Source organism: Ancylobacter polymorphus, from assembly GCF_022836935.1.
Taxonomy (GTDB): domain Bacteria; phylum Pseudomonadota; class Alphaproteobacteria; order Rhizobiales; family Xanthobacteraceae; genus Ancylobacter; species Ancylobacter polymorphus_A.
In genome coordinates this window covers 48,632-66,892 of sequence record NZ_CP083241.1, presented here as the reverse complement: position 1 = coordinate 66,892, position 18,261 = coordinate 48,632, and the positions used below count along the sequence as shown (strand labels likewise).

The window sequence follows — 18,261 nt, the reverse complement described above, 5'->3', positions numbered from 1 at the left end:
TTTTTGTATGTCGATCGAAATACAGGACGTTCACAAATCCTTCGGCTCGCTCGAAGTGGTCAAGGGCGTGACCATGACCGTCGAGAAGGGCGAGGTCGTCTCCGTCATTGGCGGGTCCGGCTCGGGCAAGTCCACCTTGCTCATGTGCATCAACGGGCTTGAGCCGATCAATTCCGGCCGCATCCTCGTCGACGGCACGGATGTGCATGCGCGCGGCACCGATCTCAACAAGCTGCGCCGCAAGATCGGCATCGTGTTCCAGCAGTGGAACGCGTTCCCGCATCTGACGGTGCTGGAAAACGTGATGCTGGCGCCGCGCAAGGTGCTCGGCAAGTCGAAGGCCGAGGCCGAGGCCATCGCGGTGGACAAGCTCGCCCGTGTCGGCCTGTCGGAAAAGCTGAAGGTCTATCCCTCACGGCTCTCCGGCGGCCAGCAGCAGCGCATGGCGATTGCCCGCGCGCTTGCCATGTCGCCCGACTACATGCTGTTCGACGAGGTGACCTCGGCGCTCGACCCGCAGCTCGTCGGCGAGGTGCTCGACACGATGCGCTCGCTCTCCGCCGAGGGCATGACGATGATCGTGGTCACCCACGAGATCGCCTTCGCCCGCGAGGTCTCCAACCGCGTCGCCTTCTTCCACAAGGGCAAGATCCACGAGATCGGCCCGCCCACCCAGGTCATCGGAAATCCGCAAAAGCCCGAGACCATCGATTTCCTGAAAGCAACGCTCTAAATGCTCGGCGCGCGAATATTTAGCGGCCCGTAGCGTCCTGGGCGCTTCCTTCGTCTTTTACTTGAGGTAAAGGAAACTCCAGTGGGCAAAGGGCAACTGACGTGAAACTTCAAGCAGGGTGCCTTTGCGAATCCGGCTGCGGCGGGAAAAGGAGCCGCTTCTGGGCATTCCTGCCCTCGGCAAGCCTAAGGAGCGCGTGTAATGGATCTGCCAAGTTGGCTACACCGCCTATGAGACCGGTTCGGCCCCGCCCGCCCGCTTAAGATTGTCGTTGGGGATGAACTTCCCTCCCCCAAGTCCGTCGAAAGATTTAGATATTACTCGGGACGACAGCGAAGCCTGGCACATCAGCGTCATGCCGTCAGAGCGGTATTTCGAACGTCTGCTACCCATTGTCAAAAACCAATAGCGGACAGTCCGCTACCGGCCCCTGCGTGGTAGTGCGCCTCGACGTTTCTCCCTCGGCCGATCAAGGCCAAGGAGAACTCACATGGGCCATTCTCAATTTGATGATGCCAGCCGCGAGCGTGCAGCTTGGAATGCCGGAAAGCAGGTCGGAACCAAGCGTCCTCTCACCCAAAAACAGATATGGGCAATTCGGTTTTTCCTCGATCGCGAAAGACGCATTCGTGACCGTGCGCTTTTCGATCTCGCCATCGATAGCAAGCTTCGCGGCTGCGACCTGGTCAAGATCAGGATCCGTGACGTGGTCGCCGGTCCGGAGATCAGGACCCGCGCGATCGTCGTGCAGCAGAAGACAGGGCGGCCGGTCCAGTTCGAGATCACCAGCGATGTACGAGCGAGCATGCTGGCTTGGCTGGAGCGGCGCGGCGGCACCGTTGAGGACTATGCCTTTCCGAGCCGCATCGATCACGCGCACCACATGAGCACAAGGCAGTATGCTCGCCTGGTCGACGAGTGGGTCACCGCGATTGGCCTACGCCAGGAGGAATATGGCACTCACTCGCTCCGTCGCACGAAGGCGTCCATGATCTACAAGGCGACGGGCAACATACGCGCCATCCAGATCTTGCTCGGTCACTCCAAGATTGAGAACACCGTCCGATATCTTGGTTCGGCGACGCTGCATTCGGTGGCAATCACAGTATCTGGGACAGGAATTCCTGTGTGCGCGGATCGCGCGGCGCGCTGAAGAAGGTGGCGGGTGGCCCATGCTCGACGATGACGCCGCGATCAGTGAAATAGATATGGTCAGCGACGTCGCGCGCGAAGTTCATCTCATGGGTCACAAGCAGGCAAGTCATGCCATCCTCGGCGAGTTCACGGATGGTGAACAGCACCTCCTTGACCGTCTCCGGATCGAGCGCGGCGGTGACCTCGTCGAACAGCATCACGTCGGGTCGCATGGCAAGGGAGCGGGCGATGGCGACTCGCTGCTGCTGGCCGCCGGAAAGCTCACCCGGATAAGTGTCCTCCTTTCCGGTTAGCCGGACCTTCTTCATGAGGACACGGGCGCGTTCCTCAACCTCCCCCTTGTCCTGATGGAGAACATGAATCGGCGCCATCATGACGTTCTGGAGGGCGGTCTTGTGAGGGAACAGGTTGTATTGCTGGAACACCATGCCGACCTTGCGGCGCAGCGCCAGCTTGTCGAGCTTCGGATCTGCCACCTCGATGTTCTCGACCAGAATGGTGCCGGATGTCACCGGCACCAGAGCGTTGATGCACCGGATCAAAGTCGACTTGCCCGAGCCCGACGGGCCGATGATGCAGACCACCTCGCCCTTCTTCACGTTGAAACTGACGCCCTTCAACACCTCGAGAGCGCCGAACGATTTGTGGACGTCGATCAACTGGATGATGGGCTGGTCGGGTGTCCAGTGGCGGGGTTCGGTCGCAACGGCCATGTGTAAATGGTCTCTCAGCGGATATGGAACCGACGCTCGAGCCGGGCGGTGAACCGGTCGATCGGGTAGCAATAGAGGAAGAAGCAGAGCATGGCGAAGCCATAAAGCGGGGCGAACAGCTCCGGACGCCCGCCCTCGGCGGTATGAACCTGCGCGGTAAGTGTCAGCATCTCGGACACGCCGACGATCGAAGCCTGGACCGTCGCCATAGTGACAAGCGAATAGAGGTTCATCCACGGCGGAAGCATGCGTTTGACGCATTGGGGAAGAATGATCCGCCACATGGTCTGCCGTGGGGTGAAGGCAAGCGATTCCGCAGCTTCCCATTGCGTTGACGGCACGGAGCGTACCGCGCCACGGACGATCTCGGCCACGTTTGCCATCACGGGCAGAGAGAAGCCCACCGTCGCCTTCAGCCAGTCCGGCAACGGAATCCGGACGCCGAACACCGTGATCTGAAAGGGCACCAGGAACATCACAAAAAACAGCAACACCAGCCAAGGCGCGTTACGGAAGAACTGGGTGAGCGCCCAGCAGAAGCGGGCCAACAAAGTGTTGTGGGAGAGCATGCCCAGTCCCACGCCGAGGCCGGCGCCCGTGCCGATCGCCATCGCGATCATGGAGATCAAGATGTTGAACGCGAAGCCGGACAGCAGCAGCGGCGCCCATTTGATGATGACTTCCAACGGCGACAACTGGACACTGACGGCCTGCGCCCAAGCGCTGCCCGCGAGCAACACGAGGCCTGCGCCAAACAGCAGGGCGTGCATGGGCGCGAGGCGCGGCGTTCCCAGCCGGGTGGGCTCGATGCGGAACGGCAAGAGGACGGGAAGCGGCGCGGCCGCGCTGGCTGGCGTGTTCTTCGTGCTCATCGGCCATATCCCGGAATGCGCAGCGATTTTTCCCATCGGTGCATGATCCAGACCAGGATGCCGACCAAAAGGCCGTAGGTCGCGAACAGCACCAGCATCATCTCGAACACGTTCTGCGACTCCGACCAGATCTGCTTTACGGCGTAAAGCGTCTCCGGCACGGCTATCGCGTAGGCGAGGGTGGTGGTCTTGAGCAGGTTGACCAGGTTGTTGTTGAGGGCCGGTAGGCACACCCGCAGAGCGAGCGGCAATATCACGTAGAGATAGGCCTTGAGCCGGGTATAACCGAGCGCCTCGGCCGCCTCTACCGTGGTCTTCGGCACGGCCTCGACGCCGGAGCGGAAGATCTCGACATTGAAGGCGCCGGCGAACAGCGACAGCGCGATGATCGCCCACTCCACATTGTCGATGAAGGGCTGGCGCAGCCCAAATTGGTCCTGCCCGGCCGGGAGCATCGCGCCGATGCCGAAATAGAAGAAGAAGATCTGCACAAGCGGCGGCGTGTTGCGGAACAGGACGACGAAGCCGTTGACCGCGCCGCGAACGATGCGCGAGGGAGCGCTTTGCAGAAGGGCGCCCACCGCCCCGATCAGAAGGCTCATCAGAATGGTGGAGACCGTCAGCAGGACGGTCATCCTCACCCCGTGGATGTAACGGTTCCAGTCATAGGGGTCGTAGAAGACCGTGAAATTGAGACCCGTCGTTTCGTAAAGGTCTTTGAACCAGGCGGCTATGACGTCCATCGCGCTATCCGGTTGGCGATCCGTGACGGGCGCGCCGTCTCTTAACGTTGAAAACGCGGCCGATCCGGCAAGGATCGGCCGCGCCGGGCGATCAGTTGGCCGAGCCCTTCATCTTGTCATGCATGGCCTTTGAGTACTCGGTCGGCTGGATGCCGTACTTCTCCTCCTCGGCGACGATGAAGCCGGTCTTCATCCAATCCTTCGTCACACCTTCAAGGAACGTCATGAGGCTGTCATTGCCGGTCGCAACCGCCATGATCCACGGTGCGTCCAGAACGCCCTTCAGCGGCATCTCGTAGGTGCCACTCCAGTCGGCATCCAGCAGCTTGCCCTGGATGAAGGTCTGGTCATAGACGTAGCCCACGCAGTTGCCCTGCTTGAGCGCGAAAAGCGGCTTCTCGGAACCGTCGAACGCGACGATCTCGGTGCCGTATTTCTGGGCGATCTCTTTGTTGTACCAGGCGCCAGAGGTAGCGCAGAGCGGCTTACCCTTGAGTTCGGACCAGTCCTTCACGCCGGCCTTCTTCGGCAGCAGCACATTGACGAAGTCCGAGTAGTAAGGCGGGTCGATGGCCTGCACGACCTTCCGGCGTTCCGGCTTGTCCGACATGGTCGCGATCAGCATGTCGACCTTGCCCTGCTGGAGAAATTCGATCCGGTTCGATGAAACCACCGGCACAAGTTCCAGCTTCACGTCGAGACGCTTGGCGACGTCGGCCGCGAGGTCGGGCTCGATCCCGACCACGGCACCCGATGGGTCCCGGAAGCCGAAAGGCTTGTAGTCGGCTTTGACGCCTACAACGAGCGTGCCCCGTTTCTTGATGGCGTCGACACCGTCCGCCGCGTGTGCGGCGAAGGGCGCGAGCGCCCCAGCGAGCAGGAGGGCGATCATTGATTTGCGCATGCGGATCAACCTTTCATCAATGTCGGGACTAAGGAACTCGTCTTTGGTTATTCACAGCCTGCGAGAAGGCATCGCCGGACATTACATAGCGTCATGCGGACGCCTGCCTGCTGGAAGCGTCTAAGCGAAAAGGGGGACAGATCGAAGGAGCTAGGCGCGCCTGTGACCGCCTCCGCAACGGCCTGACCGATGCCCGCCGAGTGCTTGAAGCCGTGGCCTGAACAGGCGGAAATCACCATCACACGACGCATTTGCGGGTGGTGGTCGATGACGAAGCCGCTGTCGGGCGTGACCGTATAGAGGCACGCCGCCGCCTGGACGGGCTCGGGGGTCACGCCAGTGATACGCCCGGCGACATGCGACCGCCACATCGCCTCGGATTCGGAGGCGGACACTTCGCGCTCGAGGGTCTCGGCCGTCGTCGCGGCCACGTATTGCTCGGTCGCCACCTTCAGCCGGTCGTCGTTGGCCAGCGGAGGAAAGCCGTAGAAATAATCCTCGTCGCCCGCACCATGCATCCAGATGAAGACCGGAGCTCCAGCATGCGCGGTGACGTCCGCCAGCTTAAACCAGTGCAGTACCTGCCGCCTCACGGTTAGCACCCGGTCGAACGGAGCTCCGAGCAGCGGCGCCGTCCAGGCGCCAGCCGCGACCACGACCCGGTCGGCGACGATCTCGTCCCCGCCAATACCGATGCGGACCACATCGCCGTCCTGTCGGATCGAGGTGACTTGGGCGCGAAGCCGGAGGCGTGCGCCGAGTGCGCATGCCTGATCGCGCTGAACGGCGATGCAGCGTTCCGGCCGCACATAGCCGCCGCCAGGTTCGAAATAGACCTTGTCGTCGTCGGAAATCCCCTTGAACTGGGGAAACCGTTGGCGCGCCGTGACGCCGTCCAGAACCTCATGCGGGATACCGAACTCCCGCGCCGTTTCGATCGAACGCGCCACGAAATCCCGCTTGCCGTGGTGGGAGGATATGCCCGAGCCTGGAGCAAGAACGAGCACACCGCACGCCTCCAGCAGGGGCTCGCCAGAGAGCACCTCAAGCTCGCGCCAGATCGCATGCGAGGCCAGTACGAATGGCACGTAGTCGCGACCTTCACCGACGGCCTGACGTGTGATCCGCGTCTCGCCGTGGCTCGAACCGACATCGTGCGGGGGCTCGAAGCGATCGATCCCGATCACGTCCACGCCCCGTCGCGCGAGTTGGTACAGAGTAGCCATGCCCATGGCGCCGAGACCGACGACGGCGACTTGCGTACGTTCCACGGCCTAGTGACCTTCATTTGCACAAAATGACATCATGTCGCGAAAGCGACCATGCCCCCGTGTCGGGGTCAAACGAAATGCGGTATATTAAGTAGAATTACTAAGAGTCATTCTCCTGACTGATAATGACATGAGCGATCTCGATCTGCATTCCCTCCGCTTGGTGGCCGCCGTTGCCGAGACGGGCAGCGTGACGGCGGCGTCGCAAAGAGCCGGGGTGACCCAATCGGCGGTCTCGCAGGCGTTGCGGCGCGCGGAAGCGCTGATCGGCGCTCCCCTGTTTGACCGCCGCCGCCGGCCGCTCACGCCGACCCATGTCGGGCGAATGGTTGCCGCCCGGGCCGATGAGCTGGCGCGCGATGCTGAGCGGCTTCTGGCCGATGCCCGGGCCGCCGCCGACATGCCCGGGCGTATCAATTTGCGTATTGGCCTCGTCGATTCGCTGGCGGGTACCATTGGCGCCCGCATTGTGAGGGAGCTTGCCGATGGCGCGCTTGCCTTGACTGTGACCGCCTGGTCGGGCCTTGCCTTCTCCCACACCCGCGCGCTGATGCGACACGAGATCGACGCTGCCCTGACCTGCGACCCAATGGAGGGGCTCGGCGAGGTCGAGCGGATTGTGGTGTTCCGTGAGCCTTACGTCCTCATCGCCCCGCGCAGCGAGATCGACGCGGTGCGCGGCAAAGACCTTCGGGCCGTTTTTGAGCGCTACCGACTGGTACGCCACAGCGCCCGCTCCTACGCCGGCCAACATATCGAGCGGCATCTGGGCCGACTGGGGCTTCGGCCGCGGCGCGTCTTCGAGTTCGATACGTCTGACGCTCTAGTCGCCATGGTCGCGACCGGCATGGGGGTGGCAATCACCACGCCGCTCTGCATATTGCAGGGGGCGGCGCATGCCATAGACGTCGTGGCATTGCCTTTGCCGGGCGTTGCCTTCTCGCGGGAATTGCTGCTGACCACGCGGCGCGGGGACTTCGACGATCTGGCGCCACGCATCGCCGAAGTTGCGCGAGGCGTGGCGCTGTCACACGCCCTCCCACCCATGCTCTCACTGGTACCTTGGCTCACGCCCGAAGCTCTCGCTTTGGCCTGAGGCGTTCCGCAGTCCTGAATAATTACGTCTAACCAGCGCTCTTTTTGCGCGGCGGCTCCGCAAATAGCGCAGGTTTGCTTCGGGGCCGGGCGATTTCGGCTTTCGACGGTCTGCACGATATGTTGGTGAAAGGACTCTCTTGCGGGCTACCGTGTATCGAACGGCTCACACGGGAGCATGGGTTGCGCGCCCGACTTATTCTCGCGGCGTCCCGTCGGCTGGGCGATCAAGGCGGAGATGACGGCACAGCTCGTCACTGCTGGCCTCATCATCGCGATCTGGCGCCCCGGCAAGCCCGATAGCCTGCTGCATCACTGAGATCAGGGCAGCCAATAGACGAGCGAGCAGTTCCTGCGCCTGATGTCTGACTACGGCATCAACTGTTTGATGAGTCGGTCGGGCGATGTCCGGGACAATGCTGCGATGGAGAACTTCTTCTCGTCGCCGAAAACCGAGCGAACAGACCGCGAGGTCCACGGGACGAGGATGACGCGAGAGCGGATGTATTCGACTACATCGAGCGCTTCTAAAGTCGCCGACGCAGGCACTCGACGCGGGGCTATCTGAGCCCTCTCCAAGTCGAGGAGCGAGCCAAATCAGCTTGACATGGTGTCCACAGAACCGGCACCAGGCCAATACATCTTCGCCTGCTGTTCGCACATGACGCGCGATGTTCAGGTAACCACCAGAAGCAGACCGCGCTCAGCCCTCACACGGCGCATTTACAGCCCCGGGCGCGTGAAACGCGAGCCCAGCGTGTCGAACTGCCCGCCAGCGTAGATCAGCGGATGCAGCGGCATCTCCGGCAGATGGATAGCGACGACCCTCCCGAGAAAGATGCTGTGGCTGTGAACGCTCACCTTCTCCGCCAGTTCACAGTCGAAGCTCGCCAGCGCGCCGACCAGGGCCGGGGCGCCGGTCTTGAGAGGGCGCCATTCCCGGGTGCTGAAGCGCGTGTGACGAAGCGCCGATGAGCTGAACGCCTTCGCGAGCTCCAGCTCCGGTTCGGCGAGAAGATTGACGCAGAATGAGCCCGAGGCGTCGATAACGTCGTGGCAAGAGACATTGCGGTTCACGCAGACCAGCAGCGTGGGCATCGGGTCGGCGGCCACCGAGGTGACGGAGGTGGCGACGAAGCCATGCGGCTGCCCGTTCTCCAGCGTGGTGATGACGGACACGCCGGCGGCGAGGCGCCGCATGCCGTGCTTGAAGTCGGTCGGATCGATCATGGGAGCCTCCACGTCGCGACCTTTGCGGCCGCTCACGGCTCGGACCGCAAGGCGCGTGCCAGTCGCCGCACGCCTGACTTTGCCGGCGAAATCTCTCCGCCGGGTGTTTCCAAATGGCGCCCGGCTGCGACACGTGTCGCTGATCTGAGACGGGCGGGAGGCCCCTCGCCCCGGCGGTGAGCTTTGGCCGGAAGCACGCGAATCCAGCAACCGCGCCCTCTGGCGCCGCCATGGCGCGCGGGCCGGCGGCGGCGCGGCTGGCGCTGGGGCTTCTGGCACGGCACTTGCGGTTCCGGCCCACCCTCTTGTCGCCGAAAGCACCGCCATGACCATCAATGTGAGCCCGATCGCCGACATCATCGCGCCGCTGCCAAAGCAGTTGCTGATCGACGGCAAATTCGTCCCCTCTCTCTCTGGCAGGACCTTCAAGACGTTCAACCCGGCAACCGGCGAGGTTCTCGCGGAAGTCTCCGAAGGGGACGCCGCCGACATCGATCTGGCGGTGGCGGCGGCCCGCCGGGCGCTGTCCGGGCCGTGGAACTGGTTCACTCCATTCCAGCGTCAGCAGTGCCTGCTGCGCTTCGGCGATCTGGTCGAGAAGCACTTCGACACGCTGGCGCTGATCGACGTGCTCGACATGGGCGCGCCCATCACGTCCATGCAGGCCCGCCGCCAACGAGCCCTCGGCCTGCCGCGCTTCTATGCCGGCATGTGCACCGTGATCGCCGGCGGCACCCTGCCCAATTCGCTGCCGGGCGAGGTGTTCACCTATACGCTCAAGGAGCCGGTCGGCGTGGTTGGCGCCATCACCCCCTGGAACGCCCCGCTGACCTCGACCATCTGGAAGATCGGCCCTGTGCTCGCGACGGGTTGCGCCATGGTGCTGAAGCCGGCCGAGGACGCCCCGCTCACCGCGCTGCGGCTCGGCGAACTGCTGCTGGAGGCCGGGGTACCGGAGGGCGTTGTCAATATCGTGCCGGGCTTCGGCCACACCGCCGGCGAGGCACTCGCCCGGCACATGGATGTCGACAAGGTCGCTTTCACCGGCTCGGATCTCACCGGCCGCAAGATCGTCGAGGCGTCGAAGACCAACCTCAAGCGGGTGACGCTGGAGTTGGGCGGCAAGTCGCCCGACATTATCTTTGCCGATTGTGACATGGAGGCCGCCGTCGCCGGCGCCGGCATGGGGGTCTTTGCCAATACCGGCCAGATTTGCTGCGCGGGCACGCGGCTGCTGATCCAGCGCCCGATCTATGATGAATTCGTCGCCCGCGTCTCCGATTACGCCCGCTCGCTCAAGGTCGGCAACGGCCTCGATCCGGCGACGCAGATCGGGCCGGTGGTCAACGCCCGGCAACTGGATCGGGTGGCTGGCTATATGGAGATCGGTCTCAGTGAGGGCGTCATTGCGGCTGCCGGCGGTCGGCGCATGACCGAGGGCGCGTTGAAGGACGGCTATTTTTTCGAACCGACCGTGCTCTCTGGCGTCACGAACGACATGCGCATCGCCCAGGAGGAGATCTTCGGCCCGGTCGCCGCCGCCATCCCGTTCGACACGCTGGAGGAAGCGGCCGCCATCGCCAACGACACCGAGTTCGGCCTCGGCGGCGGGGTATGGACGACCAGCCTATCCACCGCCCATCGCATGGCCAAGGCCATCCGCGCCGGCACGGTGTGGGTTAACACCTATGGCGGGCTCGATCCTGTGGTTCCTTTTGGCGGCTACAAGACCAGCGGTTACGGCCGGGAATCCGGCATCGAGCATCTCGACGCCTATCTGGAGACCAAATCGGTGGTGATCAAGCTGGGCTGACCTCCCGGTCCTTCCGGCCGATAGCCCGTCAGTGCCGCAGGGCGCGGGGAATCACCCCGCGCACCGCGGCGGCGATGGCCAGCGCACCGACGGTTAGCATCACGAACGCCGTCCGCAGGTCGAAGGTATGGGCAACGAAGCCGATGAGCGGCGGGCCGAATAGCCCGCCGCCATAGGCGATCGTCACCGTCATGGCGATCCCGGCATTGGGCGGGATGCCCGGCATGCGCCCGCTGAGCGAGAACAGGATCGGCACCAGATTGGCGATGCCGAGTCCGGCGAGCGCGAAGCCGGGCAGCGCGGCCGGGACGGTCGACGCCAGGACGATGACCGCGACGCCGAGACAGGCGATGACAGCGGAGATCTGGATCGTCGTAACCGCGCCGAGCCGGTGGGCTATACGGTCGCCCAGCAGGCGCCCGGTGGTCATCGCCACGGAAAAGCAGGCGACACCGGCTGCCGCGTGGGAGGGGGCCGAGCTGGTGGCCTGCACGAGGTAGAGCGCGCCCCAGTCGATCAGCGTCAGCTCGATGACGAAGGCGAGCACGGTCAGGATGCCGACGCCCAGCATGGTCAGGTTTGGCGAGCGGAAGATCGGGCTCTCAGCCGCCTCGCGCAGGTGCGCCTCCGGCAGCCAGAGCCAGGGCGTCGCCGCCAGCGCCAATGCCATCAGCGCCAGACTGGCCAGACCTATTCCGAGCGGAATTCCAAGGCCGAGCCCGATCAGGCCGCCGCCCGACAGCGCCCCCGCCACATTGCCCAGGCTGAAGAAGGCATGGGCGGACGACATGATCGGCCGGCCCAGCTCCCGCTCCAGCGCCGAGGCGTGCGAGTTCATGCACACGTCGAGAAAGCCGAAGCATATTCCGAAGACATACGCCGACACAGCAAGCAGCGGCATGTTCACGCCTAGCGCCGGCCCGAAGCTGGCGACTGCGAAGGCGGTGCCGGCCAGTGCCCCACAGCGCAGCGGGCCGATGCGCCGACGCAGCACCCCAGCCGCCGGCATGCCGCACAGGCAACCGAGCGAGACGCACAGCAGTACCAGCCCGACCTCCGCGTCGTCGAGCCCGGCCCGCGCCTTCAGAAGCGGAAGGAAGGTGGTCCACAGCGTAAGCCCGCAGCCACCGACAAAGAAGATGGTGCTTACGGCCATGCGCGAAGCGAAAAGCGCGCGTTGCTCGCCCGCGACGGACAACTGACTCATGCGTCTTCCAGTACATCGCCGCTTCAACCCGCCGAAGCGACCGCCCCCATGATGAACGATCGGGCCGGCATGATGCGTGCCAGCCGCCGCTCTCATCGCGTGCCGGAACCCGGCCGGCAAGCGACAAACCGCACATGCCCACGTTCCCCTCCCGTGCCTGTCGCGACGCTGGCCTGTTGCGGTGACGCACCGTCTCACCATTGCTGCGTCGCGGGTCGCAAACGTCTCATCCGCGTGACTGGCGTCGCCTGCCTTCCGCTAACGCCCGGAAATTTCAGGGCTTTAACTCCTGGCACGCGGATTGCCGAAGGCAGAGGGTGCGGCACCGCCCGGCTCACGGACGCGGTGCGCGGCCCGAAGGGTCGTCGAATGGCAGCGCGCCGCAGTGCTTTCGAATCTCTCCCGCAGCGAAGTGATGTTCCATGCAGCCTGCCTCCTCCATCCAGCGCCTCAGTTCCAATGACCGGATGTCGCGGGTCGTCGTCCACGGCAGCATCACCTACCTTGCCGGCGTCGTGGCGAATGAGAAGACACCCGATATCGCCGCCCAGACCGCCGACGTCCTCGCCCAGATCGACAGCCTGCTGGCGCAGGCCGGCTCCAACAAGAGCCGGTTACTCCGGGTCACGATCTGGCTTCACGACATGGGTCATTTCGACCGCATGAACAAAGTCTGGGACGCCTGGGTAGATCCCGCCAACGCGCCCGCGCGGGCCACCGTTGAATCCCGCCTTGCTGGGCAGGGCGCCAACCTTGTGGAGATGATGGCCACCGCCGTCGTGTGACCCAATTGCCCCGCTGTCCCGCGGGACAGCGGGCGAACAATTCGCCCAGCCTGTCTCCTCGCTGGCGACGTGTGGTGCCGGGCCTCCCGTGGACTCGGAAACGCGGAAATCTCATTCGTGAGATGAAATTGTCTCACGAATGAGAAGTAAAAAAGCTTAAATGTAAAATATACGTGGGTAAAATTACGTATTATTGGCATCGGAATAAATTAATGACCGCGTGCCGCGCCGGATGAAATTTAATGTGATGGAATTCGATTACATCGTCATTGGTTCAGGGTCGGGCGGTAGCGCCGTGGCTGGGCGACTCGCCGAAGACGGCCGGTCCCGGGTGCTGGTGTTGGAGGCCGGCGGCTCGGATCGCCGCCTGCCGTTGCTGATGCCGGCGGCGACGTATCTCTACGCCATCGGCAATCCCCGTTACGACTGGCGCCTGACCTCGCGGCCCGATCCTTCGCGTGGCGGGCGCACCGATTACATGCCGCGCGGCAAGGTGCTTGGCGGCTCCTCCTCGATCAACGGCATGCTTTACGTGCGCGGCCAGCGCGAGGATTTCGACGACTGGGCCATGATGGGCTGCACGGGGTGGGATTTCGAGACCGTGCGCCCCTTCTTCCGCCGCGCCGAGGACAATGAGGCCGGCGCCAATGCCGACCACGGCGAGGGCGGCCCGCTGAGCGTGCAGAACCTGCGTACCTCGCACCCACTGTCGGGCGCCTTCCTTCGTGCCGGCGTGGAGGCCGGACTGGTGGAAGTCCCAGATCTAAACACCACGCCGCAGGGCGGCATCGGCTATGTGCAGGCGACGCAGAGACACGGCTGGCGCCATAGCGCGGCGCGCGCCTATCTCTGGCGCCGGCGGCCCAACCTCACCGTGCTGACCCATGCGCAGGCGCGCCGCCTCCTGTTCGAGGGGACGCGGGCCAGCGGCGTCGAATTCGTCGGCAAGGGTAGGACCGTGAAAGCCCGGGCGGCGAAGGCGGTGGTTCTTGCCGCGGGCGCCTTCGGCTCGCCGCAGTTGCTGATGCTGTCCGGCGTCGGGCCGCAGGCGCATCTGCGCCAGCACGGCATGGAGGTCGTGCACGACCTGCCCGGCGTCGGCGAGAATTTTCACGACCATCCCGGCACCAGCCACATCGCCTTCGTCAACCGGCCAACCTACAACGTCCAACATACGCTGCCGCACGCGCTCGTCTTCGGCGCGGCGTGGCTGCTCGCCGGGCGGGGGCCGGGCACTACGCCGGACGCGCATGTGCTGGGCTTCCATCGCTCACGGCCCGACCTGCCGCGCTGCGACTTGCAAATCCACTTTACGCCTGCCGGCTACGACCTCACCGATACCGGCCCCATTCTTTTCGACCGGCCGGCGGTGACCGCGCTTAACAACATCCACCGCCCCTTCTCGCGCGGCCATGTCCGCCTTGCCGGCGCCGATCCGTTCGCGCCCCCGGCGATCCAGCCCAATCTGCTGGGCGACGCGCGCGATGTCGCCACGCTGGTGGCCGGGGCGAAACGGCTGCGCGCCATCTTCGAGGCGCCTGCCATGGCCCGCCACGTGCTCAGCGAGTTCAAGCCGGGGCGAGAGGTGCAAAGCGACGACGAGTGGATCGCTTATGTGCGCGCCACCGCCATCGGCATCTACCACCCCTGTGGCACCTGCAAGATGGGTACCGACGCGCTCGCGGTCGTCGACCCAATGCTGAAGGTGCGCGGGCTCTCCAACCTCTATGTCGCCGACGCGTCGGTCATGCCGGCCATCGTCAGCGGCAATCTCAACGCGAACTGCATCATGATCGGCGAACGCTGCGCCGACTTCATCAAGGCGGCCTGATCCATGACATCCTCCCGCACGCCCGACACCCCCCGCACGGTCGCCATTATCGGCGGCGGCGCGGTCGGTGTCGCCACCGCCAGCTTCCTCCTGCGCGACGGGCACAACGTCGTACTGATCGAGCCCGGCGGCATCGGCGAGGGCGCCTCTTTCGGCAATGCCGGCGTGCTGGCGCCGTCCTCCGTTGTCCCGATGTCGATGCCCGGCACGCTGATGAAGGTTCCCTTCTATCTGCTCGACCCGCTGGGGCCGCTGTCGATCCGCTGGAGCTACCTGCCGAAGCTGGCGCCCTGGCTGATGCGCTTCGTGCGGGCCGGCACGCAGGCCGGCGTGCGGGCGCAGGCGCGGGCGCTGCGGCCCCTGCTCGACGATTCCTACAGCGCCTGGCTGCCGCTGGTGCGCCATGCTGGCAACGAGGCGCTGATCCGGCGCGACGGCTTTCTGGCGGTCTATCGCAGCGATGCGGATTTTGCCAGCGACGCGCTTGGCTACCAGCTTCGCCGCGACAACGGCATCGCCTTCGAGGTCATGCGGGGGGCAACTCTGTGGGCCTTCGAGCCCGCTATTTCCCGTGACTACACCGTGGGTGTCCTGTTTCCGCAGGCGGGCAACACAATCAACCCAAACCGGCTGGTGCGCAGCGTCGCCGACGCTTTCCTGCGCGATGGCGGGCGCGTGGTCGCTGCACGGGCTTCGGGCTTCGCTCACACCGGCGGCGTGCTCTCCGGCATCGAGACGGATGCCGGGCTCATCCCCGCCAGCGCGGCGGTGGTGGCCTGCGGGGCGCACTCCCGCCCGCTCGCCGAGCGTCTGGGAGACGACGTGCCGCTCGACACCGAGCGCGGCTATCACGTGCTGATCGCCGACCCAGAGACGCGCCCGCTGCGGCCGATCCTCGACGCCAGCGCCAAATTCGTCTCGACGCCGATGGAGACCGGGCTGCGCATGGCCGGCACGGTGGAGTTCGCCGGCCTCGACGCCCCGCCGGACTGGAGACGCGCCGAGCATCTCATGACCCTCGGCCGGCGGTTGTTTCCCGGCCTCGCGCCCACCTATGGCGAAGGACGGGTCTCGCGCTGGATGGGCTTCCGCCCGTCCATGCCGGATTCGCTCCCCGTCATCGGCAGGTCCAGTGCCTGCGCCGACGTCGTCTACGCCTTCGGCCACGGCCATGTCGGGCTGGCTTCCGCCGCCCGCACCGGCATGGCGGTGGCCGATCTCATCGCCCGCCGCCCGCCGGCCTTTGACCTCGCGCCCTTCGCGCCCACCCGCTTTTGAAGCGAGGCCGGCGGCAGCACTTTCGCAGCCGCGAGGCGGCTTTCTCCGCCGTGAGACAAGGGGCGGGCCGGGCGGCGGGCCCTCCCCACATAGGCGTTGTACGGCAACGACTTAGCTCTGTGGCACGGGCCTTGCCGAATGAGCGGACGCCGGCACGTGGCCGGTCGCAGTCAAGGGAGTCCGGTCGTGCTGCTTTCCTTCTTCATGATGCCGCTTCATTCGGTCAACCGACATTACCCCACCGCCCTGGCGGAGGATGTCGAGGCCTTCAAGCTGGCGGACGAACTGGGCTTCGAGGAGGCGTGGATCGGCGAGCATTACTCGGCCGACATCGAGCAGATTTCCTCGCCCCTGATGTTCCTGGCGCACATGGCGCCGCAGACCAAGCGCATCAAGCTCGGCACCGGTGTGCTGCCGCTGCCGCTCTATCATCCGGTCATGGCCGCCTCGCATGTCGCGCTGCTGGACCATCTCGCGCCCGGCCGGCTGCTGCTCGGCATCGGCACCGGCGGCCTCGGCTCGGATTTCGAGGTGTTCGGCATGGAGGGGGCGGACCGCACGGCGATGATGCTCGACTCCATCGAGATCATGAAGAAGATCTGGGCCTCCGATCCGCCCTACGACATCCCCGGCAAGTTCTGGAACGTCAAGCTCAGCAAGAGCTACTGGCCCGACCTCGGCGTGGGCATCCTGCCGAAGACGCTGACCAAGCCGCACCCGCCTCTCGCCGTCTCGGTGTCGAGCCCCTATTCCGGCTCGATGCGCGTCGCCGCCCGCAACGACTTCATGCCGATTTCGGCCAATTTCGTCGCCTCCTGGGTGGTGAAGACCCATTGGGAGACCTATTGCGACGAGCTGGCCAAGCTCGGGCGGACGCCGGACGGCTCGAAGTGGCGCGTCGCCCGCTCCATCCATGTCGCCGACACCGACGAAGAGGCGGAGCGCGTCGTCAAGAAGCCGGGCGGCGCCTATGACTGGTACTACGACTACATGTTCCAGGTGTATCAGCGCATGGGCGCGGCGGCGCTGCTCGCCCCGTTCCGCGATACTGATCCGGCCACCATCACCCCCGCTCTGGTGCGCGACAATTTCGTCATCTACGGCAGCCCGGAGACGGTGGCGCGGAAGATCCTGGCGTTGCGCGAGGAGGTCGGCCCGTTCGGCACGCTGATGATGACCTCGCACGAATGGGAGGACAAGCCGGCGATGCGCCGTTCGATGGAACTGCTTGCCAAGCGGGTGATGCCTGCCGTCAATGCGGCGCTGGGCGAAGCGACGCTGGACGAAAACCTGCCCGCCATCGCCGTCTGAACCGCTGGAGAGATTGCTATGTCGAGTGTCGACACGGCCGGACTATTGCAGCCCGGCAAACTCTGGTGGAACTGGTTCGGCGAACAGTATTTCGTGCCGCGCCACACCGCCCGCCCGACCTCCGAGGAGGAGGTCTGCGCCATCGTGCGGCAGGCGCGCAAGCTGGGGCTGCCGATCCGCGCCAGCGGCGCCGGACACTCCAACCCGGCCATCGTGCCGACGCCGGGCGTCCATATCGACTTCGACGACTTCAATCAGGTCGTCGCCGTCGACAAGGAGAAGCTGCAGGTCACGGTGCGGCCCGGCATGCGCATCAGCGCGCTGACCAAATATTTGCGCGAGCAGGGCATGTCGCTCAACAACCAGGGCGACATTGACCGGCAGGCGGTGATTGGCGCGATGATGACCGGCACCCATGGCGCCGGCAAGACGCTGGCCTGCCTCTCCACCCACCTCGTCGGCGCTCGCATCGTCACCGCGGAGGGCGAGCTGCGGGACCTTTCCGCCGCCGATGGCGAGCTGTTCAAGGCGTTCCGCACCTCGATCGGCATGTTCGGGCTGGTAGTGTCGCTGACGATCCAGGCGGTGCCCTCCTACAACATCCACAAGCGCTCCTGGAATACCGACACCGAGGACTGCATCGGCAACCTGCACCAATTGCTGGAGGCCAACCGAACTTTCTGGTTCTTCTGGCTACCGCGCCGGGAATCGGCCGAGCTCTACGAGCTGCCGGGCGGCGCGGTACCCTCGAAGGCGACGCGCGACCATGATTTCTGCCACATGCGCACTTACAACGCGGTGCCGGTGGCCGAGCCCGCGCCGCCGCTGGGGCCGGGCGAGGAGTTCGACCACTCCTCGATCATCTACCCCAACGACTACGTGCCGAACTTCCGCGAGATCGAATATGCCGTGCCCTTCGGCCGCTTCGAGGAATGCTTCGCCGAGGTGCGGCACATGTTCCAAACCCGGTATCCGGACTCCATTTACCCGGTGGAGTGCCGGGCGGTGAAGGGCGACGACACCTATCTCTCGGCCTATTCCGAGCGCGACGGCTATGCGCTGTCCATTTCCGGCCCGCTGGAGGAATGGAGCTGGGGCATGCTGCGCGACGCCGACGCCATCCTCGACCGCTACGACGCACGCCCGCATTGGGGCAAGCATCACTTCATGACCCCCGAGCGGCTGGAGCGAATCTATCCGAAGTACGACGCCTTCAAACGGCTACGCCGGGAGATGGACCCCAACGGGGTCTTCCTCAACGACCATCTGCGGATGCTGTTTGCCTGAGGAAGAAGGGGTCGGTACTGCCGGCCCCTTTTC

16 protein-coding genes and 1 pseudogene are annotated in these 18,261 nt (G+C 64.9%); 10 read left to right on the top strand and 7 right to left on the bottom strand.

The window, feature by feature from the left end; genetic code table 11:
• The first annotated feature begins 7 nt into the window (after positions 1 to 7).
• Both K9D25_RS22610 and K9D25_RS22605 read left to right on the top strand, forming a co-directional pair.
• Complete coding sequence (locus K9D25_RS22610) at positions 8 to 733, top strand: amino acid ABC transporter ATP-binding protein (RefSeq protein WP_244451262.1); 726 nt, start codon at positions 8 to 10, stop codon at positions 731 to 733.
• Positions 734 to 1,223: 490 nt separating this feature from the next.
• A complete protein-coding gene (locus K9D25_RS22605; RefSeq protein ID WP_244451261.1) occupies positions 1,224 to 1,886 on the top strand; it encodes a tyrosine-type recombinase/integrase in 663 nt (220 codons plus the stop codon).
• On the opposite strand, the gene K9D25_RS22600 is transcribed toward K9D25_RS22605, so the two are convergent.
• The 5 genes from K9D25_RS22600 to solA all read right to left on the bottom strand — a co-directional run bounded on the left by K9D25_RS22600 (position 1,834) and on the right by solA (position 6,391).
• On the bottom strand, positions 1,834 to 2,601 hold the full coding sequence (locus tag K9D25_RS22600) for an amino acid ABC transporter ATP-binding protein (RefSeq protein ID WP_279613824.1): 768 nt from the start codon (positions 2,599 to 2,601) through the stop codon (positions 1,834 to 1,836). The two genes, K9D25_RS22605 and K9D25_RS22600, sit on opposite strands and share 53 nt — an antisense overlap.
• A gap of 14 nt (positions 2,602 to 2,615) precedes the next feature.
• Positions 2,616 to 3,473, bottom strand: a complete 858-nt coding sequence (locus tag K9D25_RS22595) for an amino acid ABC transporter permease (protein ID WP_244451260.1) — start codon at positions 3,471 to 3,473, stop codon at positions 2,616 to 2,618.
• Complete coding sequence (locus tag K9D25_RS22590; RefSeq protein ID WP_244451259.1) at positions 3,470 to 4,216, bottom strand: amino acid ABC transporter permease; 747 nt, start codon at positions 4,214 to 4,216, stop codon at positions 3,470 to 3,472. The genes K9D25_RS22595 and K9D25_RS22590 overlap by 4 nt, the downstream gene beginning before the upstream one ends.
• A gap of 91 nt (positions 4,217 to 4,307) precedes the next feature.
• Entirely contained in the window at positions 4,308 to 5,120 is an 813-nt protein-coding gene (locus K9D25_RS22585) for a transporter substrate-binding domain-containing protein (protein ID WP_244451311.1), read from the bottom strand.
• 47 nt (positions 5,121 to 5,167) lie between these two features.
• Positions 5,168 to 6,391 carry an N-methyl-L-tryptophan oxidase gene (gene solA / locus K9D25_RS22580; protein ID WP_244451258.1) on the bottom strand — a complete coding sequence of 408 codons (1,224 nt, stop codon included), beginning with the start codon at positions 6,389 to 6,391 and terminating at the stop codon, positions 5,168 to 5,170.
• Positions 6,392 to 6,521: 130 nt separating this feature from the next.
• Between solA and K9D25_RS22575 the strand changes: the two genes are divergently transcribed.
• Both K9D25_RS22575 and K9D25_RS22570 read left to right on the top strand, forming a co-directional pair.
• Complete coding sequence (locus K9D25_RS22575; protein ID WP_244451257.1) at positions 6,522 to 7,487, top strand: LysR family transcriptional regulator; 966 nt, start codon at positions 6,522 to 6,524, stop codon at positions 7,485 to 7,487.
• Positions 7,488 to 7,679: 192 nt separating this feature from the next.
• A pseudogene (locus K9D25_RS22570) lies at positions 7,680 to 8,092 on the top strand (DDE-type integrase/transposase/recombinase); the annotation flags it as partial.
• Between the two features lie 117 nt (positions 8,093 to 8,209).
• On the opposite strand, the gene K9D25_RS22565 reads toward K9D25_RS22570, so the two are convergent.
• Positions 8,210 to 8,716 carry a flavin reductase family protein gene (locus tag K9D25_RS22565; protein ID WP_244451256.1) on the bottom strand — a complete coding sequence of 169 codons (507 nt, stop codon included), beginning with the start codon at positions 8,714 to 8,716 and terminating at the stop codon, positions 8,210 to 8,212.
• A 325-nt stretch (positions 8,717 to 9,041) separates the two neighbouring features.
• Between K9D25_RS22565 and K9D25_RS22560 the strand changes: the two genes are divergently transcribed.
• The gene (locus K9D25_RS22560; RefSeq protein ID WP_244451255.1) at positions 9,042 to 10,529 is read left to right on the top strand and encodes an aldehyde dehydrogenase family protein; all 1,488 of its coding nucleotides are present in this window, start codon (positions 9,042 to 9,044) and stop codon (positions 10,527 to 10,529) included.
• A 28-nt stretch (positions 10,530 to 10,557) separates the two neighbouring features.
• On the opposite strand, the gene K9D25_RS22555 is transcribed toward K9D25_RS22560, so the two are convergent.
• A complete protein-coding gene (locus K9D25_RS22555; RefSeq protein WP_244451254.1) occupies positions 10,558 to 11,736 on the bottom strand; it encodes an MFS transporter in 1,179 nt (392 codons plus the stop codon).
• A gap of 422 nt (positions 11,737 to 12,158) precedes the next feature.
• Here K9D25_RS22555 and K9D25_RS22550 point away from each other — a divergent pair, with 422 nt between their 5' ends.
• The 5 genes from K9D25_RS22550 (at position 12,159) to K9D25_RS22530 (ending at position 18,228) form a co-directional block, all read left to right on the top strand.
• On the top strand, positions 12,159 to 12,521 hold the full coding sequence (locus K9D25_RS22550; RefSeq protein ID WP_244451253.1) for a RidA family protein: 363 nt from the start codon (positions 12,159 to 12,161) through the stop codon (positions 12,519 to 12,521).
• A gap of 247 nt (positions 12,522 to 12,768) precedes the next feature.
• Positions 12,769 to 14,352, top strand: coding sequence for a GMC family oxidoreductase (locus tag K9D25_RS22545; RefSeq protein WP_244451252.1), 1,584 nt, complete (start codon positions 12,769 to 12,771; stop codon positions 14,350 to 14,352).
• 3 nt (positions 14,353 to 14,355) lie between these two features.
• A complete protein-coding gene (locus K9D25_RS22540; RefSeq protein WP_244451251.1) occupies positions 14,356 to 15,630 on the top strand; it encodes an NAD(P)/FAD-dependent oxidoreductase in 1,275 nt (424 codons plus the stop codon).
• Positions 15,631 to 15,816: 186 nt separating this feature from the next.
• Positions 15,817 to 16,941 carry an LLM class flavin-dependent oxidoreductase gene (locus K9D25_RS22535; RefSeq protein WP_244451250.1) on the top strand — a complete coding sequence of 375 codons (1,125 nt, stop codon included), beginning with the start codon at positions 15,817 to 15,819 and terminating at the stop codon, positions 16,939 to 16,941.
• A gap of 18 nt (positions 16,942 to 16,959) precedes the next feature.
• Positions 16,960 to 18,228 (top strand): D-arabinono-1,4-lactone oxidase, encoded by a 1,269-nt coding sequence (locus tag K9D25_RS22530; protein WP_244451249.1) that lies wholly within the window; start codon positions 16,960 to 16,962, stop codon positions 18,226 to 18,228.
• The last annotated feature ends 33 nt before the right edge of the window (positions 18,229 to 18,261 follow it).